General features: G+C 54.5%; 24 protein-coding genes and 1 tRNA gene. 13 read left to right on the top strand and 12 right to left on the bottom strand.

Annotation, left to right across the window (positions count from 1 at the left end):
- Positions 1 to 459 precede the first annotated feature (459 nt).
- The 5 genes from IH404_RS01775 to IH404_RS01795 form a co-directional block, all read right to left on the bottom strand.
- A complete protein-coding gene (locus IH404_RS01775; RefSeq protein ID WP_194439733.1) occupies positions 460 to 2,082 on the bottom strand; it encodes a type I restriction-modification system subunit M in 1,623 nt (540 codons plus the stop codon).
- Positions 2,075 to 3,325: an anticodon nuclease gene (locus tag IH404_RS01780; protein ID WP_194439734.1), complete on the bottom strand. Its 1,251-nt coding sequence runs from the start codon at positions 3,323 to 3,325 to the stop codon at positions 2,075 to 2,077. Before IH404_RS01780 ends, IH404_RS01775 begins: the two co-directional genes overlap by 8 nt.
- On the bottom strand, positions 3,322 to 4,623 hold the full coding sequence (locus tag IH404_RS01785; protein ID WP_194439736.1) for a restriction endonuclease subunit S: 1,302 nt from the start codon (positions 4,621 to 4,623) through the stop codon (positions 3,322 to 3,324). The genes IH404_RS01780 and IH404_RS01785 overlap by 4 nt, the downstream gene beginning before the upstream one ends.
- Entirely contained in the window at positions 4,613 to 7,621 is a 3,009-nt protein-coding gene (locus IH404_RS01790) for a type I restriction endonuclease subunit R (protein ID WP_194439738.1), read from the bottom strand. The genes IH404_RS01785 and IH404_RS01790 overlap by 11 nt, the downstream gene beginning before the upstream one ends.
- 260 nt (positions 7,622 to 7,881) lie before the next feature.
- A complete protein-coding gene (locus IH404_RS01795) occupies positions 7,882 to 8,142 on the bottom strand; it encodes a helix-turn-helix transcriptional regulator (RefSeq protein ID WP_194439740.1) in 261 nt (86 codons plus the stop codon).
- Positions 8,143 to 8,242: 100 nt separating this feature from the next.
- Here IH404_RS01795 and IH404_RS01800 point away from each other — a divergent pair, with 100 nt between their 5' ends.
- The 3 genes from IH404_RS01800 to IH404_RS01810 all read left to right on the top strand — a co-directional run bounded on the left by IH404_RS01800 (position 8,243) and on the right by IH404_RS01810 (position 10,170).
- On the top strand, positions 8,243 to 8,782 hold the full coding sequence (locus IH404_RS01800) for a hypothetical protein (RefSeq protein WP_194439741.1): 540 nt from the start codon (positions 8,243 to 8,245) through the stop codon (positions 8,780 to 8,782).
- A gap of 277 nt (positions 8,783 to 9,059) precedes the next feature.
- Positions 9,060 to 9,368 (top strand): hypothetical protein, encoded by a 309-nt coding sequence (locus tag IH404_RS01805; protein WP_194439743.1) that lies wholly within the window; start codon positions 9,060 to 9,062, stop codon positions 9,366 to 9,368.
- Positions 9,369 to 9,978: 610 nt separating this feature from the next.
- Positions 9,979 to 10,170, top strand: coding sequence for a hypothetical protein (locus IH404_RS01810; RefSeq protein WP_194439744.1), 192 nt, complete (start codon positions 9,979 to 9,981; stop codon positions 10,168 to 10,170).
- Between the two features lie 98 nt (positions 10,171 to 10,268).
- Here IH404_RS01810 and IH404_RS01815 read toward each other — a convergent pair whose 3' ends face one another.
- Positions 10,269 to 10,529 (bottom strand): hypothetical protein, encoded by a 261-nt coding sequence (locus IH404_RS01815; RefSeq protein ID WP_194439746.1) that lies wholly within the window; start codon positions 10,527 to 10,529, stop codon positions 10,269 to 10,271.
- A gap of 189 nt (positions 10,530 to 10,718) precedes the next feature.
- On the opposite strand from IH404_RS01815, the gene IH404_RS01820 reads away from it, so the two are divergent.
- Positions 10,719 to 11,294, top strand: a complete 576-nt coding sequence (locus tag IH404_RS01820; protein WP_194439748.1) for a hypothetical protein — start codon at positions 10,719 to 10,721, stop codon at positions 11,292 to 11,294.
- A gap of 93 nt (positions 11,295 to 11,387) precedes the next feature.
- Positions 11,388 to 12,317 (top strand): restriction endonuclease, encoded by a 930-nt coding sequence (locus IH404_RS01825; RefSeq protein ID WP_194439750.1) that lies wholly within the window; start codon positions 11,388 to 11,390, stop codon positions 12,315 to 12,317.
- Positions 12,318 to 12,367: 50 nt separating this feature from the next.
- Here IH404_RS01825 and IH404_RS01830 read toward each other — a convergent pair whose 3' ends face one another.
- The 6 genes from IH404_RS01830 to IH404_RS01855 form a co-directional block, all read right to left on the bottom strand.
- On the bottom strand, positions 12,368 to 12,724 hold the full coding sequence (locus tag IH404_RS01830) for a hypothetical protein (RefSeq protein WP_242462636.1): 357 nt from the start codon (positions 12,722 to 12,724) through the stop codon (positions 12,368 to 12,370).
- Positions 12,725 to 12,862: 138 nt separating this feature from the next.
- The gene (locus IH404_RS01835) at positions 12,863 to 13,645 is read right to left on the bottom strand and encodes a hypothetical protein (protein ID WP_194439754.1); all 783 of its coding nucleotides are present in this window, start codon (positions 13,643 to 13,645) and stop codon (positions 12,863 to 12,865) included.
- Positions 13,646 to 14,637: 992 nt separating this feature from the next.
- Complete coding sequence (locus tag IH404_RS01840; protein ID WP_194439756.1) at positions 14,638 to 15,516, bottom strand: macro domain-containing protein; 879 nt, start codon at positions 15,514 to 15,516, stop codon at positions 14,638 to 14,640.
- Complete coding sequence (locus IH404_RS01845; protein WP_194439758.1) at positions 15,513 to 16,013, bottom strand: TIR domain-containing protein; 501 nt, start codon at positions 16,011 to 16,013, stop codon at positions 15,513 to 15,515. The genes IH404_RS01840 and IH404_RS01845 overlap by 4 nt, the downstream gene beginning before the upstream one ends.
- A gap of 269 nt (positions 16,014 to 16,282) precedes the next feature.
- Positions 16,283 to 17,365: a site-specific integrase gene (locus IH404_RS01850; protein ID WP_242462637.1), complete on the bottom strand. Its 1,083-nt coding sequence runs from the start codon at positions 17,363 to 17,365 to the stop codon at positions 16,283 to 16,285.
- Between the two features lie 105 nt (positions 17,366 to 17,470).
- Positions 17,471 to 17,547: transfer RNA gene (locus IH404_RS01855), tRNA-Arg, on the bottom strand.
- A 216-nt stretch (positions 17,548 to 17,763) separates the two neighbouring features.
- Here IH404_RS01855 and IH404_RS01860 point away from each other — a divergent pair.
- From IH404_RS01860 to IH404_RS01895, 8 genes are all read left to right on the top strand, one after another.
- Positions 17,764 to 18,459 (top strand): Crp/Fnr family transcriptional regulator, encoded by a 696-nt coding sequence (locus tag IH404_RS01860; protein WP_194439760.1) that lies wholly within the window; start codon positions 17,764 to 17,766, stop codon positions 18,457 to 18,459.
- An 87-nt stretch (positions 18,460 to 18,546) separates the two neighbouring features.
- Positions 18,547 to 19,089, top strand: a complete 543-nt coding sequence (locus tag IH404_RS01865; protein WP_050989018.1) for a sigma factor-like helix-turn-helix DNA-binding protein — start codon at positions 18,547 to 18,549, stop codon at positions 19,087 to 19,089.
- A 103-nt stretch (positions 19,090 to 19,192) separates the two neighbouring features.
- Positions 19,193 to 19,420 (top strand): RebB family R body protein, encoded by a 228-nt coding sequence (locus IH404_RS01870; RefSeq protein ID WP_003187543.1) that lies wholly within the window; start codon positions 19,193 to 19,195, stop codon positions 19,418 to 19,420.
- An 18-nt stretch (positions 19,421 to 19,438) separates the two neighbouring features.
- On the top strand, positions 19,439 to 20,011 hold the full coding sequence (locus IH404_RS01875) for a hypothetical protein (RefSeq protein WP_194439762.1): 573 nt from the start codon (positions 19,439 to 19,441) through the stop codon (positions 20,009 to 20,011).
- Between the two features lie 82 nt (positions 20,012 to 20,093).
- Entirely contained in the window at positions 20,094 to 20,720 is a 627-nt protein-coding gene (locus IH404_RS01880; RefSeq protein WP_003187547.1) for a hypothetical protein, read from the top strand.
- A gap of 40 nt (positions 20,721 to 20,760) precedes the next feature.
- Positions 20,761 to 21,081 (top strand): hypothetical protein, encoded by a 321-nt coding sequence (locus IH404_RS01885; RefSeq protein ID WP_194439764.1) that lies wholly within the window; start codon positions 20,761 to 20,763, stop codon positions 21,079 to 21,081.
- 82 nt (positions 21,082 to 21,163) lie between these two features.
- Positions 21,164 to 21,478, top strand: a complete 315-nt coding sequence (locus IH404_RS01890; protein WP_005783676.1) for a RebB family R body protein — start codon at positions 21,164 to 21,166, stop codon at positions 21,476 to 21,478.
- A 50-nt stretch (positions 21,479 to 21,528) separates the two neighbouring features.
- Positions 21,529 to 21,843 carry a RebB family R body protein gene (locus IH404_RS01895; protein WP_003187551.1) on the top strand — a complete coding sequence of 105 codons (315 nt, stop codon included), beginning with the start codon at positions 21,529 to 21,531 and terminating at the stop codon, positions 21,841 to 21,843.
- Positions 21,844 to 22,088 lie beyond the last annotated feature (245 nt).

Consider the following 22,088-nt stretch of genomic DNA (forward strand, 5'->3'; position numbering starts at 1 on the left):
ACGAAAAAAGGGACAGATTTATTTTCACGGCGAAAAGAGGGCGGAAATCCCGGACCGCCCAAACCGAAACCCCGCTCGACTCCCTCCCAACACCGCCCCCTACAATCCCTACACAACTCAACCCCTCCCTCACCACCCCCCAACCCCAAAAACCAAAAAAGCCCCAGATCTCTCGACCTGAGGCTTTTTCATTTCATATCTGGTGCACCCGGCGGGATTCGAACCCACGACCCCTGCCTTCGGAGTCCTAAAAGTCGACGTTTAGAATCAATACGTTAGCGGGGATTAGCTGAGGAATCAATGGGTTGTGTTAGCTGGAGTTAGCCTATTTGCGCCCCGGTTAGCAGGGGGACTGTGGCAAATTTGTGGCATTTTCACGCTATCATCGGCACGCAGCAAACAAGGCATTGCTCGCCGCACAGTGCCTTGTTGTGCCAACTGGGTGAGTCGCTTTGCGGTTCAAGCTAAGAGTGGCAAGCCCAACTCTTTTAGGAACGTATTGTGTTTATCCCGTGCCTGCTGAATTGCTTTTTCAAGCTCAACCAGTTCGTCATGTACATTCTCTAACTCAATCTCGGTCTCGGCACTCGCCGTGCTGATGTAGCGAGAAATATTCAGGTTATAGTCGTTCTTTTCGATCTCCCCCATCCCCACACGACGAGCATAGCGTGGCTCCTCTTTGCGGAACTGATAGGTCTCAATGATATTGGCGATGTTTTCGTCGGTCAGTTGGCTCTGACGCTTACCTTTGATGAAGTGTTCAGCCGCGTTGATAAACAGCACATCGTCTGGTTGCTTGCACTTCTTAAGCACGAGAATGCACACCGGGATGCCTGTTGAGTAAAACAGGTTGGATGGCAAGCCGATCACGGTGTCGATGTGGCCGTCTTTTAGAAGCTTGGTACGGATGCGCTCCTCGGCACCGCCACGGAACAGCACGCCGTGGGGCAGGATGATGGCCATCACGCCCTCATCTTTTAAAAAGTGAAAGCCGTGCAAGAGAAAGGCAAAGTCTGCAGCCGATTTCGGGGCCAAGCCGTGGTTTTTGAAACGCACGTCATCGGCTATGGCTTCTGTCGGGTCCCATCGATAGCTGAAGGGCGGGTTTGCGACGACAGCATCGAACGTGGGCTTTTTAGCAGGGTTTAGCTCGCGCAGAATGTCCCAATCGTTATTCAAGGTGTCGCCGTGGTAAATCTCGAACTCGGTGTCCTTCACCCCGTGTAGCAGCATGTTCATGCGGGCCAGGTTATAGGTGGTGATGTTCTTTTCTTGGCCGTAAATCTTGCCAATACCGTATGGCCCCATGCGCTTACGCACATTTAGTAGCAGCGAGCCCGAGCCACAGGCGAAGTCCAGTACACTTTCTAGGCGCTTCTTGGTGCCGGTTTTTGGGTCTTGGCCGTCTAGGGTGACGATGGCAGATAGGATGTCGGAGATCTGCTGGGGCGTGTAGAACTCACCCGCCTTCTTGCCCGAGCCAGCGGCAAATTGACCGATCAGATATTCATAGGCATCGCCCAGAGCATCACTATCTGTAGAGAAGTCGGCTAGACCTTCGGCGATCTTTTGGATAATCACACAGAGCTTGGTATTGCGCTCCGTATAGCTCCTGCCCAGCTTGGGGGAACCCAGATCGATTTCCGAGAAAAGGCCCTGGAAGGTACTCTCAAAGGACTCGGTCTCGATGTATTTAAAGCCAGCTTGCAGCGTTGTGAGCAGTTCCTCGTCCTGGGTGCGGGCCATATTGGCGATGCTGTTCCACAGGTGTACTGGCTCAATGACGTAATGCACCTTGCGGCGCATCTGCTTCTCAAAAGCCGGGATATCAGCTTTATTATCCTCGTACCAGACTTGCAGAGGAGTCGATGCTCCCGTTTTTAGCAAAACGTCAGCGAGCAACTCTGGATAGTCTTTTCCAAGTTCCTTCTTGGCCGCTATCTCGTAGTTGTCCGAGAGGTAGCGCAAGAAGAGGAAGGACAGCATGTAGTCGCGGAAGTCGTCCGCATCCATAGCTCCGCGCAGTTGATCAGCAATGGTCCAAAGGGTTTGGCCAAGTTGTTTTCTGTTGGTGTCATTCATGTGCTGGTTTCGCTTGTGGGCCTGAGGTGGGGGCGACGGCCGCTATAGCTGCAGCTGGCTTCGCACCCAATAGGTCAGGCAGGGCAAATTTAAAGGTGCTGATGAAGTCTCTGAGAATGCGGCGGAACAAGTCTTTGTTGTCCTCACCCATTTCGGTGGGCTCATGGATGGCGTATTTGCCATGGCTCAGCAGCTGGAGGGCACGGTTGTAGAGTGCTGAGTCTTCCTCACTCGCGAGCGCTTTAAGGCAGAAGGAAATATCGGCATGACCAAAGAACGAGGCCGTTTTTTCCATGATGCTGCGCAGCGCATTGAAGTGAAAGGTGTAGAGCTTGCCGGAGTTGTGATCGGCAGCCACCTGCAGTTCGGCTAGTGCCGCAACGTGATGGAAAAAAGGCGTGTCCTCGGTGGCCCGAAGGGTAAAGGCCCCCTCACCATTCGCGCGGTGCAGGTAGTAGCGCTTGTGAGACACCTTCGGTTCCCCTTCCTTCGCCCGCCCAATTTCATTGCACATCACATTGAAAAAGAGTGCGTGGTGGGAGGAGAAAATGATTTTCACAGGAGCCGCCGCACCATTCTGTCCTGTCCTGCTCGCTGCTCGACGAAGGAGTTTGGCGAGGTCGCAGGCGACGGAGATGGCGTTGTTATCGTCCAGTGATGAAATCGGGTCGTCAATATAGGCGTGCTTCACCGCCGGATAAGCGTCGGGATATTTCAAAAGCTGTTCACAGATGGCCATGAAGACGCACCATATGAAGATATTCTGCTCACCACGGGAGACTTTGATGTGCGAATGCTCGCCTTTGCGGAAGCTAACGAACACAGGTCTGTAGAATGACTCGTTGCCCTGTTGCACTTGTTGGTACTTGAAATCGAAGTCAAAGTCGGCGTAACGCTGCAAGTACTCATCAATAGCCGGCTCCAGAGGCTCGTTCTTGAACCCGTCAAAGAACCGCGATGCCTGGTTTATTTCCAAGCCGCGAGCCGTGTCGTTTTCAATGTCATTGTCCCAAGTAAACAGATCTTCAGTGTAGGCATTGAAGTAAAGGGTATCTGCGATGCCATCAGGATTCTTTTTCGTCTTACGCTTTCCGATGTCCTTGAACTCCATCGAGAGCCGCGTCTTGCCGGTGCGATTGTAGGCATAGACAAGGATGAGATCTGCACCACCTAAATCATCACGCAACTTTCTTGCGAGTGTATTGTGGCTGGCATATCTGTTGATCTTTGGCTTGTTGCTCATGCCTCAACGACCTCTATGGACGGAAAAAGTTGTTGTATCAGCCCTTTCTTGTGAGTTTTGAGGGCTTCGAGCTTTTTGGTTTGCGCGGTGATGAGGTCGTCAAGGGTGGTGAGGCAACCGACGATGCGTTGTTGCTCAAGCAACGAGTTGGGAAAGTGGAAGACTACTTCGCCAATCTTTGTCGGCGATGTATGTCGCACCTTTGCACCGGCTGCGCTGGCGTGAATCGCCTTCCGAACGGGCAGGGTGTTGAAGACATGAAAGAAGAACTCGGTCATCCAAGCGACTCCGGGCCTTTTCCTAACAAGACCTAGCCGCTGGTTGTGCAGGAACTTATCGGACTCTGGAACGAGTATCGGGCTGCCAAGCAAACCAGCGGCTTGCTCGGTCATAGCTAATAGCAAGTCTCCGCAATTGAGTATGTAGTCTTGGGGGATTTCGCCGCTGTAGTATTTCTGTTTATCGCCTCGGTCGCGGTAGCCGCCGTCCTCGTAAAAGTTACCGGGTGTAAGGAGTACATACTCGCCTTCGTTGCTGAAAAACTCTCCATCGAAGGCAAAGCCATGTTTGATGCTGCAGAGATTGGAGAACGGTTTCTCCTCCCACCCACCGACGCTCTTGAATTCAGGGAAGCGGAGGCGAGGTTGGGTTTCACGTTCGCGGGGGAAAAGCTGCTGCATTAGTCCTTTTTTATGGGTCTTGAGTGTGTCCACTTTGCGGCTTTGGGCGGCGATCAGTTCGTCCAGCGAGCTCAGGCAGTCGGCGATTTTTTGTTGTTCGGGGAGCGAAGGTACCGGAATGAGTAGCGCCGAAAACTGCGTATAGCTGATCATTTTGCCGTCGCGCAAGCCTTCAAGGTTCTTGGTGAGGAGGCGAATGAACCTCTCTGTCTTAAAGTAGTGCTTGAAGTATTCGGAGACACCGTTATGGCTACGCCTGAGGATGACATAAGCGGGGCTACAGATACCGTGGTAATGCGAATACTCGATGCCTCCTTGGAACGACCTGAGGCTAATAATAAAGTCGCCTACCCGGACGACTTTGTAGCTTTCGATGCTCTTCTCTGAGACCGAAACATGGTAGTCGATCAGGTGTCGAGGTATTGCCCCGTGCTCCTGAGTAATGGCTAGCACAGGAAGGCCGGGTTCCGGTTTTCGATTATTGATTTGATTAAATAAGGCATCACCGGCCAGCTCCTTCCACCCCTCGGCCTCCCGAAACTCGGGAAACCGAAGTTTCGGTGCCCGTGTTGGCTTGTTATCGTCCATTGCGTTGCTTGCTTCTTGATTACTGCTCATACGCGCTCAGTCCTGAAATCTCACGGCCTTGGGCACGTTTGCTAAGGAGGGGGTGCAGGTCTTTCATCAGCGCCAGTTCAGCATGGGCGCGGGCTTTCCAACCGAGATCAAGCGGGGCCATCAGGTCGCTGAGCTGTTCGCCGTCGAAGATCATGCGTTGCAGAATGCCCTCCACGAACTCTTGCAAGACGGCTGGGGCGAGCTCGTGTTTGCCTGCGATGGCGGCGAGTTCGGCGGCGTCCTTGTATTGCTTGAAGCGGCGATAGCCGTCACGGATCGCGGTTTCGCTTAGGCCCTCGCCGGCCTTGAGTGTGGCGATATAGGCGGCAATGTCGTCGCGCTCGTTCATAAACTTGGCATCTGCCTGGATCAAGCCAATCAGCTGATCGCGGCTCATCCTCTGCTTGCTGGGCTCTTGCTGCGAGAAACGCGACATCAAGCCCACGATGTAGTCGTAGTCAATCACGGCAGAGGCGAATAGCACGAACTCGAAATCGAGCTGGTTCACTGCGTCGTTTTTGCCATCTGTGTCTTTGCCGCTTTTATCTTGCTGGGCCTTGAGGCGTTGGGCTGTTTCCAGATAGGCACCGCGAAAGCCCAGCATGCTTTCCTTGGGCAGAATCTGTTCGATGGCGGCGGCGTTGTCGGCGGTGAGATCAGTGTATTGGTCGAGCTGGGTCTTCAGGCGCTGCACGTCTTTAAAGTGGCCGATAAACGCGGCGCGGGCGTCGTCGCCTCTCAGATTGGGCACTGCTTCCGGTGCGCAGGCCACACCCTGGGATTGCATAAAGTCATCCAGCTTTTGCACGGCGGCTTGGAATTTTTCAATCACCACTGGAGCCTTGTCCACCAGCCAAATTTCGCGAGCCTGTTGGCCGGTTTGTTCGCCAGAGAAGCGGGTAATGGCGGTATCGACCGCGTCTTGCTGCTGGCGGAAATCCAGAATATTGCCGTAGGGCTTGGTGCTGTTCAGTACGCGGTTGGTACGCGAGAAGGCCTGGATCAAACCGTGGTACTTGAGGTTTTTATCCACGTAGAGGGTGTTTAGGTATTTGGAGTCAAAACCGGTGAGCAGCATGTCGACCACAATGGTGATGTCGATTTTCTGCGCATGCGGATGGTCGGCATTGGGCCACTGTTGATCTTTGATGCGTTTTTGCACGTCCTGGTAGTAGAGGTCGAACTCACCGATGCTGTGGTTGCTGCCGTAACGGTTGTTGTAATCTACCAGAATAGCTTTGAGCGCGGCTTTTTTGCCTTCTGGGTCTTTTTCGTTGTCCTGCTTTTCTTGCGGCAGGTCTTCCTGAATTTGTTTGACGTCCGCATTGCCTTCGGCCGGTGGCGAGAACACGCAGCCAATATTCAGCGGCGGGTAGTCCGGGTCGGCTAGTTGTTTGGCGTGTTGCAGTTCGGCAAACAGGCGGTGGTATTCAATGGCGTCGTTGATGCTGGCAGTCGCCAAAATGGCATTAAAACGACGCTGGGCGGTGGCCATGTCGTGTTTGGCGAGGATGGCGTCGACCACGGCGCGCTTGGCCAAACCTTCCCCAGGTTTGGGCGTTTTTTTGCCTTCTGGTTTGAAGTAGTCGATATGGAAGCGCAGTACGTTGGCGTCTTCAATCGCGTGGGTAATGGTGTAAGCGTGTAGCTGCTTCTCAAACAGCTCATCGGTGGTTTGGTAAGACGCCTGCTGGTCTTCCACTTTTACCCGTGAGGCGTTCTCTTCAAAGATGGGCGTGCCGGTAAAGCCAAAGAGCTGGGCTTTGGGGAAAAACTCTTTGATGGCTTTGTGGTTTTCGCCAAACTGGGAGCGGTGGCATTCATCGAAGATGAAGACAATGCGTTTGTCGCGCAGTGGGGCCAGCAGCTCTTTGTAGGTGGGCTGGTCGTTGCGTTTGCGTTGTTTATTGCGTCTGCTGGTTTCATCCAGAGCGAGGCCGAGCTTTTGGATGGTGGTGACGATTACTTTGTCGGCGTAGTCCTCGGACAGAAGTCGGCGCACCAGCGCAGCTGTGTTGGTGTTTTCTTCGACGCAGCCCTCCTGGAATTTGTTGAATTCCTCGCGGGTCTGGCGGTCGAGGTCTTTGCGATCGACCACAAAGAGGCATTTCTCGATTTCTGGGTTGTCCTTGAGCAAGGTGGACGCTTTGAAGGACGTAAGTGTTTTGCCGCTGCCGGTAGTGTGCCAGATATAGCCGTTGCCGCAGTTTTGCTCGATACAGTCGACAATGGCTTTGACGGCATAGACCTGATAAGGGCGCATCATCATGAGCTTCTGCTCGCTGGCGATCAGCACCATGTAGCGGCTGATGGTCTGGCCAAGCGTACATTTGACCAGGAAGGTCTCAGCGAATCGGTCGAGGTAGGTAATCTTTTTGTTCGTTTCGTCAGCAAACTGATAGATGGGCAGGAAGCGCTCATCGGCGTTGAACGAGAAGTGACGGGCATTATTGTTGGCGAAGTAATAAGTGTTGTCGCGGTTGCTGACGATAAATACCTGCAAAAAGCACAGTAGGGTTTTGGTGTAGCCGTTGCCGGGGTCGTTCTTGTATTCGACGACTTGCTCCATGGCGCGGCGCGGGTTGACGCCCAGGGTTTTTAGCTCAACTTGAACGCACGGCACGCCATTAATGAGGATGAGCACATCGAAGCGGTGGTGGCTGTTGTCAGTGTTGATGCGTAGCTGATTGACTACCTCGAAGGTGTTTTTGCACCAATCTTTAATGTTCACCAGTGTGTAGTTCAGCGGGGTGCCGTCTTCGCGGGTGAATGCATTCCGCTCGCGCAGGGTACGCGCCGCCGAAAATACATCAGGGGTGACGATCTCGTCGAGCAGGCGGGCGAATTCACCATCAGTAAGGTGAACGCGGTTGAGGGCCTCGAATCTCTCACGAAAATTACGCTCTAGCGAGGCGCGGTCGGTGATGTCGGGCCGGTAGGTGTATTTGAGCTCAACGAGCTTGTCGATAAAGCCCTGTTCGATTTTTTGCTCACTCATTGAGGTGCTCTGCGATCTTCATATGGCCCTTAGTAAACATGACGGCATTGAATCGCCACGTGTTGGTTAGAAAGGGCTAGGTTGTAGTCATTGGACCAGCTGACCTGCACGATACCCATCCTACGGCGCGCATTGAGCCCTAGAACAGGCAAATTGCGGCTTCGGCATTGGTTAAGTATGACCCCGTCACGGACGACGACCGTCCGCTCCTGGCCCCTAGCCGTCGTTGAGGAGCGCCTAAACGTGGACGAAACGCTGTTTCATGCCTGCACATTATCATGGCTGAGAGCGTGCTCGAAGGACTTGGTAAAGCTGATAAGATCATTGTTCAAGACCTGACACAAATCCCGCAACTGCACTGTATCCAGCCGCCTTACCCCCCTTTCCACATCGCTAATGAACGATTGCGGTCTCCCCAATGCGGCAGAACATTGCGCTTGGGTCATACCTGACTCAACACGCATGCGTTTCAGCACCTGTAGAAAGATCACATGCTCACGTCGATATATAGCCTTTGTCATAGCCGTGTCCGGGCAAGGTTCGGCTGATCACGCTATATCTGCTTTTGGGATATCTGATTTTCAGTTATTTTGTCTGTATTTGGATGGTTTAGGAGGCTGCATGAGACTGGTCTGGGAGTTGTTTCGCGTGGCATGGGCTGTCGGGTGTTTGCCGGTCGGTGCGCTTTTGCTTGTGGTTTTGGTTTTTTCTGGCTTCAACCTGCCATTTTTTCTGGGTTTGGCCAACGGCGAAGACCCGGCAATTCGTTGGCTGTTCTGGGTCTTGGTTCTCTACTTCGTCGGGGGCAGATGGCTGTTCTCCCGAATCAACCAGCGCTATGCCGAAAAACTGAGGAGAATGGTCGCTGGCTATCAGGCTGAAGGGTTCCACCCGCAGGCAGAAGTGTTCGCGAAGATTAATGACGCCTACGTTGGTATCGACCTGCAATCGAAAAGGCTGCTGGCCTACCCCGTAGGTCAGGACGGTCATCTCTTCCGTTTGGATGAGATTCGATCCTGGCGCATTCTTCCAGTCGGCAAGAGCAACCATCGATTGGAGCTGTTGACCAGCGATTTGGCTATCCCGACGTTCAGCCTAGCGCTTAAAACGGCCGACGTGACCGATACGGAGGCGCGGCTGCATGCAATCTTCAGCACTTAACAAGTTCATGGAGCCTTCACTTATCCATTCGGAGTAGCCAGATGACCGACGTAGCCTCAGGCAGTTTTTGGCAGGTAGATATCGCTCCTGAAGCTAGCTAACGCCACCATGCGTTTGGCCAATCAAGCACTGGCTTCTGAAAATGTTTCCGTCCTACCCGCTCTCGGGTTTTCGCTCGTTCACATTCGAGAGCTAAGGCGCAAAGGCGGCTTCAGACCGTCTTCCATTGCGCAGAACAAACGAATGATCAGTTGCCTACAACGAAGAGAACCTGCCCATGCTCATTGACCACATTCCATTGAGAATTGCGTCCGGCGTCCTGGCGGCTAAGACCATCGAGTCTGTCCGCCGATCCACTTCGTATCAGGCATGCGGCTGGCAGATTCTTGACCGCTGGGCGTTCAATTGTCCCGAACAGCTTCGCGCACTCGAAGCGCAGGGAGAGCTGCTGCTTTTAGGGCGGTTGCTTGAACAGCAAGTCGTCGAGCATGAGGCGCTCATTTCGCCCCTCGGGTTGGCTCTGCGGGGAGACGGTTTGGCAGAGCATGAGGTTCTTGCGCTGTGGGGCATCTCTACCGAGTTGTGAGCCATCGACGGCAGCGGGGTCTACCAAAACTTTCCGGCCAGTGGCCGTGGTGGGGTCTCGGGGCTTGCCCTGAGCAGGGACGGTAGGCAAAGCAAGGGAGTGAAACGACTGAAGCGTTGCCGGTTGTGCGCACGCCATTCATGGCGGTAGTACAAACCCTACCCTGTCCCAGTCCTTATCCTCCAAATGGTTGCAGCCTTTGTGGACGATGTTGGTGACTAAAAGTTGTCTGTACGTTGGTCCTGGTTTTCTTAGCCCTCGATGAATAAAAGCGTCGTTGGGGAGGGTGCAGAGGGAATCGTCTAATGACTTGATAGACACAAGAATCAGACGCCATCGGCCTAACAAAATTGATCATCAAAATATTCTGCGAAGTGAGCGCGGTAATTTTCAGAAAACACCGCAACACGACGCTGTACGAAGCAGGGCGTTGCCTGTGACGGTGTCAGTATTTTGAAATGCGCGCGTTTGCCGTTTGTGACTGTGCGTGCATCGCTCGGGTAAGAAGAGAAAAACATCTGGGAGCACAGGGAAAGGTAGATCTGGTGATGCTGAGGGAGGCATTCGGTAGGCAAATCTGGGTACGTCATCCATATCTTGAGTAAACGCTATGAGTGAAAGCTGGCTGAAGAAGATGTGGTCGCTTGCACTGCGACGGAAATCTGTAGACGCGATGAACGGTGGTAAACCGTTTACCAGGTGCGGAACACTCATGGTCTATGCGGGAGAGCTCAAGCTGATGCCTGAGCTCATTCCCGAGTCAGAACCTGCCAGACGCGCCACGCTGGCGGATTCAGATTGAGTGCAGCATCTAGATTGGCTGAACGCATGTGAGTCAAAGTGGAGCGTGTGAACTGATACGCACCTTGCGTGGGCGGAGCTCAGGGCTAGCTGCTTAGACTACTTTCCTGAATCAAACAGAGCTCTGGCATAGGGGCCATAAGTCGCGATGACATTTTCGATGTTATCCCGATCGTTACAGCTCAAACTACGGGTCAGATCAAAGAAGCTGTTTCGCTCGGCTTTCCACAAGCTGATGATTTCAGCATTCGGCTCGGCTTTCTTTCGCTCGTAGAATATTGACTCGGAGCGTAGCGCTATCAAGCAGCCCAAGACGTCCTGGGCAATTTCTAGTCTATGAGCATCTGATGGTTGGATCATCGTTGAGAACTCCTGCTGATCATGATCAGTACGTCATGTGAGAGTTTCTGAATTTTGAATGGTTTCGTAATCGATGGTCATCATGACTGTAGCTCGGCTGCTGTGGACTGCATCGATTGGTAGCTGGGAAACATCCCGCGATCTAGGACACGTTTTGACAGACGCTGTTGTTAGCTGAAGAATGGCTGCATGCACAAAACAGAATCAGAAACTTTGGGTATTGAGGAGTATGAAGCATTCGAGCTTGTGGCTCGGGAGCTTCATACCCATTTTTCAAGCGGGCGGAAAAATTTTGCGGTGCGAGTGCCCTTAAATTTAGTGAGCTATTTGTTCATTGGGATTTTGCGGAAATCTCGGTTGCCGAAAATTCAGCTTGAAGAGGCCATATCGAAATTAGAGCTTGCTGTCGAGGCTAGGACGTTACGGCGGTACGTCAGCGGGCATGCCCGGATGACATGGTGGGTGTTTCAACGATTGGTTTTCTGGGCGCGGGAACAGAAGTGGATTAGCACGTGGACGTGCTGCGACTTGATATCGAAAGCCCATCTCTGCGAGGTTGCTCAAATCAGTGCGCGCGAGCTTTTGAACGAGCGTAAGCGCCTTGTTTCAGCGACTGAAATACGAAGAGAGGAAATGGTCACGCGCTTTTATGAAAACATCGCACTCAAGGACTTAGAGCAAGAGAAAAAAGCAGTCCCATCTATTCGAAGATACGATGAAGTCAGAGAGCTCGCGCGCTCCCTGGGATTAGATACAGCTGATTAGCCTCAGGCCAGCTTGGCCACCAACGCTTCAGCATGTTTACCTCGCGATGCTCGGTGACACTGACATTCGCTGCCACTTGTGAAGGGAATCCTGATGTCCGTTCCGACATACGACAAATTCATTGAACCGATTTTGCGCTACTTGGCAGCTAATCCCGAAGGCGCCACAGCACGCGACACCCATGAGGCTGCGGCCAGGGCTTTAGATTTATCCGAGTCACAACTTCAAGAGCTAATCGCGAGTGGGCAGGCGACTTATAAAAACCGTGCCGGTTGGGCTCATGACCGCCTCAAACGTGCCGGTTTATCTTCCAGCGCCAAGCGAGGCTACTGGAAGCTTACCGAAGCTGGGACGGATTATTCCGTCCAGCATCCGTCACCGCTAACAGCCGATCAGGTGGAAAAACTTGCCATAGGTTTTATGGACGTGAGGCTGAAGAGCCCTACCGATGCCGTCCCGCTTGACGGGGTAGAGCAAGGCGAAGACACGCCAGTATCAGCAACAGTTAGCCCTGACGATCGGTTGGATCAGGCTTTGCGCGAGCTACGTGATGCAACCGCAAGAGACCTACTCGATAGCCTACTTCAAGTCAGTCCAAACCGTTTTGAAGTTATTGTGCTCGACGTATTGCACAGCCTCGGCTATGGAGCTAGCCGAACAGATTTGCAGCGTGTGGGAGGTAGCGGAGATGGCGGAATTGATGGAGTAATTTCCCTCGATAAGCTCGGTCTGGAAAAAGTGTATGTCCAGGCCAAGCGCTGGCAAGGCACTGTCGGTCGGCCTGAGTTGCAAGCATTCTATGGTGCTCTTGCTGGTCAAAAGGCCAAACGAGGGGTATTTATCACCACCTCCGGATTCACCAAGCAAGCTATAGACTTTGCCAGCTCTGTGGAGGGCATGGTGCTCGTGGACGGGATCCGCCTAGTTAACCTGATGATGGACCACGAGGTGGGCGTAACGTCCAGGCTTCTCAAGCTTCCGAAACTGGATAGCGATTACTTTGACGAAGAAAGAGGGTTTTGATCGCGCTTAACTTACATTTGGCAAAGCCGTCGCGATTAAAGGTAATGCCGTTACCAATCAGGCTCTAGCTCTGTGCTGAGGTGGATGCCCATGATCCTTGCTTTGCGGTACCTCAACGGCTCTGCATTGATCTCCAAGGCAACGAGGCGGCTTGCAGCGTTCACTAGGCTGTTGAAGCGGTCGTCATGAATAGCTACATACACGACTAACTTCTTGTCAGACGCCTGCATTGAGCCGATGCAGAGAGGTGCTGACTTGCCCTGTAGAAGTAGCGGGTCAGCGTATAGGTAGCATTCTATTGTTGGATATTTGAATGCTTCGGGATGTCGCACGGAACCGTAGAGCCTAAGCGCAGCATGCTCGAAGTAATAGTCACCGATTGGCTTGGTATCCGTAGCGGTGGCCATGCTAAAGGACCATGACATATCCCACCTCCATATCCGGGCTTGGACGATTATCCGCTCAATAGTTCTACGATTTCTTCCTGCCATAGCATCCTTCCTCTCGCAGGGGGCAGACCTTTATCACGTCCTGGCACCTGCGTTTCACCGCGGAACAGATCCACTCAAATTTTCAGCTAGATACAAGGTCAAGGCCATAGCGTTCTGCGGTTTACCTGATGCAGATCGGTAGCTCTCTGCCATCGCATTGACTACGAGCTGAGGTCGAAATCGAAGTTTTCCGCTGGTCATAGCCTTTACAATTGCCCTGTGAACATCAGTCTGATGCTCTGCAGGAATTCCGGACATATCCAGCTTGTTGGAAGCAAGATACGACGTTTGCGTTTCAGTTAATGGTTTAGGTTGAAGTTTAGTGTTATGCCGAATCTGGTCCGATACGGTATCGATACCGCATCCGTGGGGTATCGATATCTCTTCCAAGCCTGGGTCTGAGGGCGGACGGAGGGCATCATTGATCCATCGCCGCTGATCCACAGTCAGCCTTTCTTTAAAGTCGCGGAGGAAATCGTCAAGCCACTCGTCAGGAATGCGGCGAATTTCTTCAAGCGTTCTCGCTCTCAGCTTTGGCCCCGTAACCTGAGTAGCAGTGTGGTGATCCCACCAGATACGTACCCAAACGACGTATCTGACATGATCGTATCTAGCCAAGCCCTCATCTTGTAGTCGATGAATGACCTGTAGCCATTGATCTGCCGTCCAGCCAATCTCGGCTCCTGCGATGCGTGGCACAAGTGGGTACACGCCTGTGATGTTGCTGTCAGGAGCTGTTAGAAGGTGCAGCAACGCAACTTTGTCTTCAGTGGTGCAATTCAGCAGGCGTGGGGAGCGCCAAAAATTCTGATCCCTAATGGTTCGTTGTCTGCCCATGCTCACGGCTCCTGGTGCAAACGTACGGGGATGACGTAAAGGACGATCATTGTCGCGCCTCCACCTGCACTTTCTTGGTTGGCCTCCCTATGTGTTTTGGTTTTGATGAGGCGTTTGTCATGGAGGGGCGATGAGGGGGTTCGGCATTGCCTGTGCGCATCCACGCTCTTAAGTCACCTAGCCTCCATCGCAGTCTTGAGAGTCCTGGTACAGGCTCAAGCCCTGGCAACTTACGCTGACGTACCGTAAGCACGCTGAATCCCGTCAACGCAGCAACTTCAGACACGCCGATCAGGACGTCGTCGCCAAGCTTCTGTATTTTTTGGATGGTTTCGTAATCTACTGGCATCGGGTTATCGCTCGATTGATCTGGTCGACATAGATTTCGCCAGTAGAGCGGCTAACAGCTAGGACATCTTTTTAACAGATGGGTTGTGGGGAGCGGGGGCGTGGGCTTTAGCCTGCTGTGGAGACCGACCGTTCGCGATGGATTGATATCGGCCGACTCTGCTGAAAAAGTCGGTCATCGTTTCCACGGCAGAAGAGTACGCGTCCGATATTGAAGTCTTTACTTTTCGCAGAGGTTTCCATATGCGGAGTTCAGGCAGCAGCGTGCAAAAATGGCATTCTCACTGTCAATGGCCAGACAGTTTTGGATGACCTACTTTTTCAACAAAATCGGCTAGAAGCGGGCGTTCGACTTGGTACGCTTTTAACTCAAAGTGGTATCGCCATTGATCTATCCAGCATCGGCTGCAGATAATCGCTCCACTCGATAACTGCTATTAAAGCACTGCGCCAATGCTGCTGCGGAGACGGTTCAGGTTCGCAGCAGTGTAAGCGGGCATGACAAGATCCACATCACCCACTCCGACACGGTAGGGGCGCGGAAGCAGAGTCGGACTTGCCCTCCGGAGTAAGGGCCGGATTGATCATTACGGCGAGCTACACTTGGCTCTCCACACCGGATCGCATGAGGGTAACGACATCTACTAGGTGTGAAGGCTCTGTCCTAGATAGTCCCGGACTTGGAACAGATTTAACGAGAACCTCGACGCGTCTTCAGGACGCACAACGATAATCAACTTGTTGGAAAACGCTCGCTGGTTGCAGGCATCCGCGAACGACTGAGCGATGCGCTCAATCATCTTCTTTCTAGGATATGCGACACGTCCACGCCCCGTACCCATCAACGGCATTACGATGTCGCCGACCTCGGCCTTAGACGACAGGTTAACCCAGAGCTTGTCGAGTGCCTCGTCAATCATCTTTAAGTCTGACGAAGCATTCCCGGTTTCGTCCATGTGCGACATTGCCACGAGGTAAAAATTCTTGCTATGTGCGCTCACGCGCGCGACGGTACCAATTGGGTACTCTTGCTTCTTGCCTGGGCGTCTGTCATTGGTGGTGAACTGCTCCCCCGAAAGCGACACTTCGATTTGACGATCAATCTCTGTCGTTTGACCATTGAAGTAGTTCGTGGCTAATTGACCCTGTAAGCTCGTCACAGCAATGAGCCCCGACGACATATCCGTATCGAACGTTGAACTGGTACTGATGATGACTTCGCCAGGAATTTTGAACAGGTCGCCAATCATGACTTCGACAGCAAAGTCCTTCTGTGGAATTTTATAACTGACGCGTGAAAGGGGCCTGCGCGTAGAAAGCACATACAGCAATGCAAGCACGACCAAAAAAATTAGGCCGTAGTAACTGTGCTGATCCTTCTTGTAGATGTTGAAGGCATCAGCCAAGTCGACGCAAAGGTACAAGATACCCACGACAGCAAAAAACTTCCCGATCGCTTCGCCGGAGAATAGTGCGTAGCGCCAATAAGCCCGCGTTCTAATAGACTCGAAGAAATATCTCATAGCCCGAGCCCCCTATACACATCATCGGAGTAGTAACGGTCTCCAGTCGTGCCCGCGCTGCGCAGCCGGTGAAATTCGTCGGGCCAGTGGTACATCGCGTGTTCGATAATGTTGTGATTAAACGAGGTGTAAAGCACGAGTCGATCCCGAATTGTTGACGGGCAACGGTCATCCATCTGTCGACTTCCATTCAAATTCACGGCGATGATGGGTAGGTCAAGCCGCAACGCCACTTCAAGTTCCCACTTTACGAACTTTGTCAAAAATCTAGTGTTCTCGCCGATTAGCACCACAAGCAGCTTTGAGTTAGCGAATCGCTCCCGAAGCTGGCGCTTAATGCTTTCTTCCTGGCTCGAATCCCGCGCGGTGTTTAGGTCATGCGCATTGTGGAAATTGAGCGAGAAGCCGTCATGCGCCTTCCACGCAGCCATAAGACGGTAGTAGTGCATGTCTTTGTCGCCGTCAAAGGCGATGTAGGTCTGGTTTCTGTACGCCATTAGACTTCCCTTTGATTTATTTTATTGATTTTTAGGCGTGTAGACCGGTGGTCATTAGAGAAGAAAATAGGACCTTCTGGTAAGCTTAACTCAGGTCGGAGGATTCACCCAAAACACACGCCCAGTTCGGCGTCCTTGCTTGCAAACATTTTCTTGCACCCCGCAGCAAAGCCGTCGCCGCGAAGCTAGCTATCAGCGACTGCTTGGGTCGGTTTCTGGAATGCAAATGGGCCCCGTCTGAGCAATAGTCACAGCCGGGTGTGGTCCGATCAGGCAAGTTTTGCTGCAAGCTCTTCCGCGGTAATGTTGTAGTAACGCTTCAGCATGTTGACCTCCCTATGTCCCGTCACGCTGGCAAGCTCGATCAAGTTCGGCAGCTTGGTTGCCAGCCGACAGGTCGCTTCATGCCGTAGATCGTGAAAGCGCAGATTGATCAGAAAGTCTTCTTGAGGTGTTACCTGCGCAGCCCCGCAATCTGCCAAGTATTTCAGCCTTGCACGTTCAAGGCCTCGTACAAAGGCCTTCTTAAGAGCGTCGGCGGTAGTGGGGAAGACTCGACCGCACAGCGAACGCGGCAAGTCCTTCAGCAATTGAATAGCCTTTGGTGAAAGCGGTACGGTTCTGGGCAGTCCGTTCTTCGTTGCTGGGAGATGTGCGGTTCTACGATCTAGGTTCACATGCTTCCAGCGCAACTCGAAAATCTCGCCTCGGCGCATTGCTGTCTCAATCGCCAGTTGGACGATGGGCCGTATCCAGGGGTTGTGTGAGGCATCTGCATAAGTTCCGTCAGCGCGGCGCTCTCGAAGCTCCAAAGCGCTGAGAATATATTGCTCCTCAATTGGATCGAGCCGTCGCGAGCGTTCGTCGTTGTAGCTGGGACGGCTGACCATCCTGACGGGATTCTCTGCCATATGAATTCCCCACTCACGTCGAGCGACCTCGATCACGCATTGAAACAAAGCCAGCTCACGCTTGACCGTGTTGCCCTTACGGATCTTCAGGCGCTCGTCACGGTAGCGCGCAAAATCTGAAGAGGTGAGGGTGGCAACGATGCGCGTTGCCAGTGGATGACGCTTGAGCGCTTCCAGGCGTTTGATTTCCGAATACGCGCCCTTGTGCTTCGGAGCAATCTCGGAGATGTAGCGATCAATGAGTTGATGAAAGGCGGTGCGTTCAGCCTCGACGCGAGAGACAAAGATGCCCCGGTCGATTTCGCTTTCGATCAAGCGCGCCCAGGCTTGGGCGTCTGATTTGGTTTCGAAGGTTTTGCGCTGGGCTGGATAGCCCTTACGGCGGATTTGCGCTTCCCACTGATACTCGCCGCGATTCCTGATTGTTGCCATTTCGACCATTCCCGCCACTTTTGAGTGTGGCAAATTTGTGGCAAAAACGACTTTCAGGACTAGGACAGGTTTCTGTCAGGAGCGCTATCCCCTTGTAATACAAGGGAAAGAAGATGGTGCACCCGGCGGGATTCGAACCCACGACCCCTGCCTTCGGAGGGCAGTACTCTATCCAGCTGAGCTACGGATGCTTGTGCGGGCGACATCATACCCATGTCGACCTGATGCGTCCATTCCGGCATTTCCCCCGCTGCCTGTCGTCCATTTCCGACAAAAAATGGCTAATCGCCACCCTCATTCACAACTCCCCGCGCCGCACGTCCCTTTGTTTGCTTTGCTCTTGTGGCTTTAACCCGCTTCCACGCCGCAATTCCCCAGGTGAACGCATGCATTCCAAAGGAACCGTGATGCTCGATCTCCCGCTCAGACAAACCCTGCTGGCTCGCTCCGATTTGTTTCGAGGTATGCCGGAGCACCTCTTGCGCTACGTCGCCACCCATATGGTGGAGCGCACGCTGGATGATCGTGAGCTGTTGTATTTCAAGGACGACACCCTCGAATTCATTGCGCTGGTGGTGGAGGGCCGGATTTATTCGGTGGTGCATGGGCCCGATGGTCGGGAGCAGATCATTGGCAGTACCGGGGCCGGGCAGGTGGTGGGGGAGACGGCGTTGATCAAGGATCATGGGCGCGAGTCTTCTACCTTTGCCAGCGGGCCCACGCGGTTGTTGCAGTTGGGTAGCCGGCATTTTGCTGTGTTGTTTGAGGAGCCGGTGTTTCTGCGGCGTTTGTTGATGTTGATGATGCTGCGTTTGCTGCACGCCATCGAGTTGCTGGAGTTGGTGTGCCTGCATCGGCTGGAGTCACGGTTGGCGCGGTTTCTGTTGGCCAACCTGGGCGAGATCGACCTGGCGCTGGCCTTGCCCAGTGTGTCGCTGCCCGCCAGCCAGGGGGTGTTGGCGTCGATGCTGAATACCAGTCGCCCCAAGCTTAATGTGCAGCTGCAAGTGTGGCGTCGCAATGGCGTGATCAGCGGCAATCTGGAGCGCATGGTGATCAACGATGTTGAGCAGTTGCGGCGCAAGGCTTTTGCGCTGAATTAGTTGCCGCAGTGTTCCCCAGGTAACAGCGTACCCCCGTCGAGCCCTCGCAGACTGGCCCTTCATCAAGGATGCACAGGAGTGCTGGCGATGGGGATGACTGTTGAGTTCAAGGATCAATGGGCTGCCGATGACCGTTTGTTCGAAGCGAGTTGGCGCGCCGTGCAGGGCGAGCTGAAGCGCCGTGCGCTGCGACGGGCCAAGGGCAATCTGGATCAGGGCCAGGAGTGGCTGTCGGCCACGGCGATCAAGGCCCTGCTGTTTTTTCGGCGTTCGCCGGAGCGCATTCGTGACCCTGAGGGGTTTCTGTTTCTGGTGCTCGACCATGTGTTTCTCGACAGCTTGCGGCGCAGCAAGCGCGAGGGGCGGTTGTTCGATGATTCGGTGGATCTTGAACACGATCACCTGGCCGCGCTCGCCGCGCCCTGCGCCTCGGTGCTGGAGCGGGTGGAATGTTATGAGCGCCTGGAGCAGATCGAGGCGCACGTCGCACGGTTACCGCTGTTGCAGCAGCGCTTGTTCGAGATGCGTTTTGTCGACGACCTGCCTTACCCGCAAATCGCCGCCGAGCTGCACGTCAAGCTGCCGCTGGTGCGCAAGCGCGTGCAACTGCTGCGTAGTGCCTTGCGCTGAATGTGATTCACACAGGTTGGCGTGGGGCGTTCTAGAGGTATGAGCGCAGCACGCCGCCGCTATCCACACCCAAACCTGGGTGAATGCCATCAAGGAGAGATGTATGACAGAGGTCAACAGCCAGATCACCGACGCGGTCACCCAAACCAACGTCAAGGTGGTGGCCGAGGCGCCGGCCCAGGCCATCGCGTCGCTGTACCAGGTGGCCAGCAGCGCGGCGGGCCTGTCGTTGCAGAACGCGGTCAACAGCCAGCAGGCGATGAACCAGATTTCCAACGCGGTGATTTCCAAAGCCGTGGCGCTGATCATGCAGATTGGCGAGAAGGGCTGAGGCCTCGGGAGATCGATTATGTCGTGGTTCAGTCGCAAAAAACCCGCCGCCTCCCAAGTAACGCCCGCTGCCGACCCTCCGGCGCCAGCGCCCCCTGCACCGGCTTCGCGCTCGATCATGGCACGCATGAACGAGCACCTGCTCAACCAGGTGAGCACGCCGTCGCCCGACAGCACGGCGGCGCTCAATAGCCAGATCGTGCAGGCGGTGCAGTTCACCAACTCGCAGAACTTTGCCTATGCCCCGGCGCAGATCGCGGTGCCGGCCGACATGATGATCAGTCAGGCGGCCGGGTTGGTAGCGCAGGCGGCGGCGGGGTACTTCGACGGGGTCAGCAAGATCGCCCTGGCGGCCCAGGCCGTGCTGCTTCAGCAAATGACCGAGAACATCGTCAACGACAACCTGCCAGGCGCTGCCGAAGACGCCTTGGGCGCCTTGGCCACCGACCTGCTGGTGGGCGCCGCTGCCGCCGTGGCTGCCGCCGCCGGAGCCATGGAGGCCGAAGCCGCCAGCGTGGCCATCGACAAGATCGACCAGAGCATCGCCAAGTACGCGAGCACCCTGGCCAACCGGGCCGCGCCAGCGGCCTGAACCCAGCACAGCGCTCCAGCGTTCGGCTGGAGCGGTGCAACAGCAACTTGAAAGCAACTTTTCTTGAGTGAGGAGCGACATCATGCAGCCTGGAGATATTATTTTTTCTGTCAAACAAGATGACGACAGCGCTACGCGGGCGTTTATCAAAGCCGGTCAACTGGTCAAGGCCAAGGTTTTCTCGCAGGACACGACCTACCTGAATGTGGTTCACCCGGCGATTGCGGTAAGCGACACGATGGTGATCGAAAGTGTCGGCAGTGGCTTGGCCCTGACCGACCTGAGCCTGGAAAAACCGCCGCGCTCGGCGATGGTGTTTTCCTGCGTGGATACCGAACTGGGCGAGGCGGCGACGGTGGCTGCCAAGCAGTTCTACTTCGACAAGATCGGCGGTGATATTCGGGGCCGCTACAGCGTGTGGAACGCGATGATTTCAGCGTTCCGGCGCTGGACTTCCGATACCAGCCTGGTGACGCGGATCAACGAGTCCATCGACATCGGCAGCGGGTCCTTTTGTTCGCAGTTCGCGGCCAACTGCTATGAAGTCGGCAACCTCTACAACGAGGCCAATCTGCTGCCGCCTCCGCCTGCCATTTTCCCCAACCAGCCTAGCGCCATAACGCCTGCGGAGTTGGCGACCTTCTGTGATTCCTCGCCGCACTTTTACTTTGCAGGGTTCTGGCAGGACAACGTTGAGGTGCGGCTTTAGCGGCGCTGTTGCCGTCCAGCCAGTGCCGCAGGAGGTTCACATGCAGCCACCGGTTCTATCCAGCGCTGATCGCCAGCGGCTTGAGGCGATGCTGCGCAGCCCGCAAATGTTCGACGGTGCGCCGCGAGCCATCGTTGACGAAAGCCTCAAGCGCGCGGTGCAGGTGCTTGAACAATCGAAGACCAACGAGCAGGCCATTCGCCAGGCGGCCCAGCAGAGCGAGGCGGCGGTACGCCAAGCGCTGAGTGGCGCGCCCGATCAAAGCGTCGAGCAGTTGGATCTCAAGCGTGAAGTGAACAAGGAGATCCAGCAGTTGATCGCACGGATCGAGGCCGCCCTGGCCGGACCTGCGAAATCCTGAAGCCACAGGTTTCACAGCCCTTGTTTGGCAACGTTCATTGATGAACACGGAATGCACCGTGTACTAAATAAGGAAATTGATCATGGCATTTGTTAACGAGCAAATTACCGACGCGGTCACCCAGACCAACGTCAAAGTGGTGGCCGAATCGCCAGCGATGGCGATGAGCACCATCTATCAATCCATGGCGCAGGCCACGGCGATTCTGTTCCAGAACGCCGTGTCGGCCCAACAGCAGCAAAACACCCTGGCTCAGGCGGCCACCAACCAGGGCGTGATGCAGATCTACAGCGTCGATACCACCGCAGGTGCGGCGGCCACCGAGAAAGTCGCCCAGGGCGGCGTGTCGGATAACCTCACCAGCCTGTTGACCGTGCTCAAGTCTTTCCAGCCTTAAGCACTGAGCGATAACGGATGTTGTTCTTTCTCAACCCAGGAGTTTCAACCATGAGTACAGTCAGCCCGCAAATCACCGATGCCGTCACCCAGACCAACGTCAAGGTGGTTGCCGAATCACCCGCGATGGCCATGAGCACCATCTACCAATCCATGGGCCAGGCCACGGCGATCCTGTTCCAGAACTCGGTCTCGGCCCAACAGCAACAAAACACCCTGGCCCAGGCCGCCACCAACCAGGGCGTGATGCAGATCTACAGTGTCGACACCACCGCTGGCGCCGCGGCCACCGAAAAAGTCGCCCAGGGCGGCGTGGCCGACAACTTGACCAGCCTGCTGGCTGTGCTCAAGTCGTTCCAACCTTAAGCTGCGAGGTCCCCAGCAGCCCCGGCGCCCACAAGGCTCCGGGGCTGTTGTCGTGTGCGCTTGATCTGAAAGATGAGCCGGATGCGCCATATTCGTTCTTTTTTTCGAACATCCTATTGCCCTGTACCCCCATTGATCCTAGGATTCGTTTGAGATTTCAAACGCTCTGTCTCCCGTGCGCACTTTTATTTCTTCCGCGCGCTGGGGCTGATTTCCCTGACGGCAGCCCACAAGGCGCCTTTCAA

This window comes from Pseudomonas sp. OST1909 (assembly GCF_015277575.1).
GTDB classification, from domain to species: Bacteria; Pseudomonadota; Gammaproteobacteria; order Pseudomonadales; family Pseudomonadaceae; genus Aquipseudomonas; species Aquipseudomonas synxantha_A.

Bases quoted from the DNA above. Each gene is read 5' to 3' on its own strand.
- IH404_RS01775 (WP_194439733.1), bottom strand. From the start codon at position 2,082: ATGAATGACACCAACAGAAAACAACTTGGCCAAACCCTTTGGACCATT.
- IH404_RS01780 (WP_194439734.1), bottom strand. From the start codon at position 3,325: ATGAGCAACAAGCCAAAGATCAACAGATATGCCAGCCACAATACACTC.
- IH404_RS01785 (WP_194439736.1), bottom strand. From the start codon at position 4,623: ATGAGCAGTAATCAAGAAGCAAGCAACGCAATGGACGATAACAAGCCA.
- IH404_RS01790 (WP_194439738.1), bottom strand. From the start codon at position 7,621: ATGAGTGAGCAAAAAATCGAACAGGGCTTTATCGACAAGCTCGTTGAG.
- IH404_RS01795 (WP_194439740.1), bottom strand. From the start codon at position 8,142: ATGACAAAGGCTATATATCGACGTGAGCATGTGATCTTTCTACAGGTG.
- IH404_RS01800 (WP_194439741.1), top strand. From the start codon at position 8,243: ATGAGACTGGTCTGGGAGTTGTTTCGCGTGGCATGGGCTGTCGGGTGT.
- IH404_RS01805 (WP_194439743.1), top strand. From the start codon at position 9,060: ATGCTCATTGACCACATTCCATTGAGAATTGCGTCCGGCGTCCTGGCG.
- IH404_RS01810 (WP_194439744.1), top strand. From the start codon at position 9,979: ATGAGTGAAAGCTGGCTGAAGAAGATGTGGTCGCTTGCACTGCGACGG.
- IH404_RS01815 (WP_194439746.1), bottom strand. From the start codon at position 10,529: ATGATCCAACCATCAGATGCTCATAGACTAGAAATTGCCCAGGACGTC.
- IH404_RS01820 (WP_194439748.1), top strand. From the start codon at position 10,719: ATGCACAAAACAGAATCAGAAACTTTGGGTATTGAGGAGTATGAAGCA.
- IH404_RS01825 (WP_194439750.1), top strand. From the start codon at position 11,388: ATGTCCGTTCCGACATACGACAAATTCATTGAACCGATTTTGCGCTAC.
- IH404_RS01830 (WP_242462636.1), bottom strand. From the start codon at position 12,724: ATGGCCACCGCTACGGATACCAAGCCAATCGGTGACTATTACTTCGAG.
- IH404_RS01835 (WP_194439754.1), bottom strand. From the start codon at position 13,645: ATGGGCAGACAACGAACCATTAGGGATCAGAATTTTTGGCGCTCCCCA.
- IH404_RS01840 (WP_194439756.1), bottom strand. From the start codon at position 15,516: ATGAGATATTTCTTCGAGTCTATTAGAACGCGGGCTTATTGGCGCTAC.
- IH404_RS01845 (WP_194439758.1), bottom strand. From the start codon at position 16,013: ATGGCGTACAGAAACCAGACCTACATCGCCTTTGACGGCGACAAAGAC.
- IH404_RS01850 (WP_242462637.1), bottom strand. From the start codon at position 17,365: ATGGTCGAAATGGCAACAATCAGGAATCGCGGCGAGTATCAGTGGGAA.
- IH404_RS01860 (WP_194439760.1), top strand. From the start codon at position 17,764: ATGCTCGATCTCCCGCTCAGACAAACCCTGCTGGCTCGCTCCGATTTG.
- IH404_RS01865 (WP_050989018.1), top strand. From the start codon at position 18,547: ATGGGGATGACTGTTGAGTTCAAGGATCAATGGGCTGCCGATGACCGT.
- IH404_RS01870 (WP_003187543.1), top strand. From the start codon at position 19,193: ATGACAGAGGTCAACAGCCAGATCACCGACGCGGTCACCCAAACCAAC.
- IH404_RS01875 (WP_194439762.1), top strand. From the start codon at position 19,439: ATGTCGTGGTTCAGTCGCAAAAAACCCGCCGCCTCCCAAGTAACGCCC.
- IH404_RS01880 (WP_003187547.1), top strand. From the start codon at position 20,094: ATGCAGCCTGGAGATATTATTTTTTCTGTCAAACAAGATGACGACAGC.
- IH404_RS01885 (WP_194439764.1), top strand. From the start codon at position 20,761: ATGCAGCCACCGGTTCTATCCAGCGCTGATCGCCAGCGGCTTGAGGCG.
- IH404_RS01890 (WP_005783676.1), top strand. From the start codon at position 21,164: ATGGCATTTGTTAACGAGCAAATTACCGACGCGGTCACCCAGACCAAC.
- IH404_RS01895 (WP_003187551.1), top strand. From the start codon at position 21,529: ATGAGTACAGTCAGCCCGCAAATCACCGATGCCGTCACCCAGACCAAC.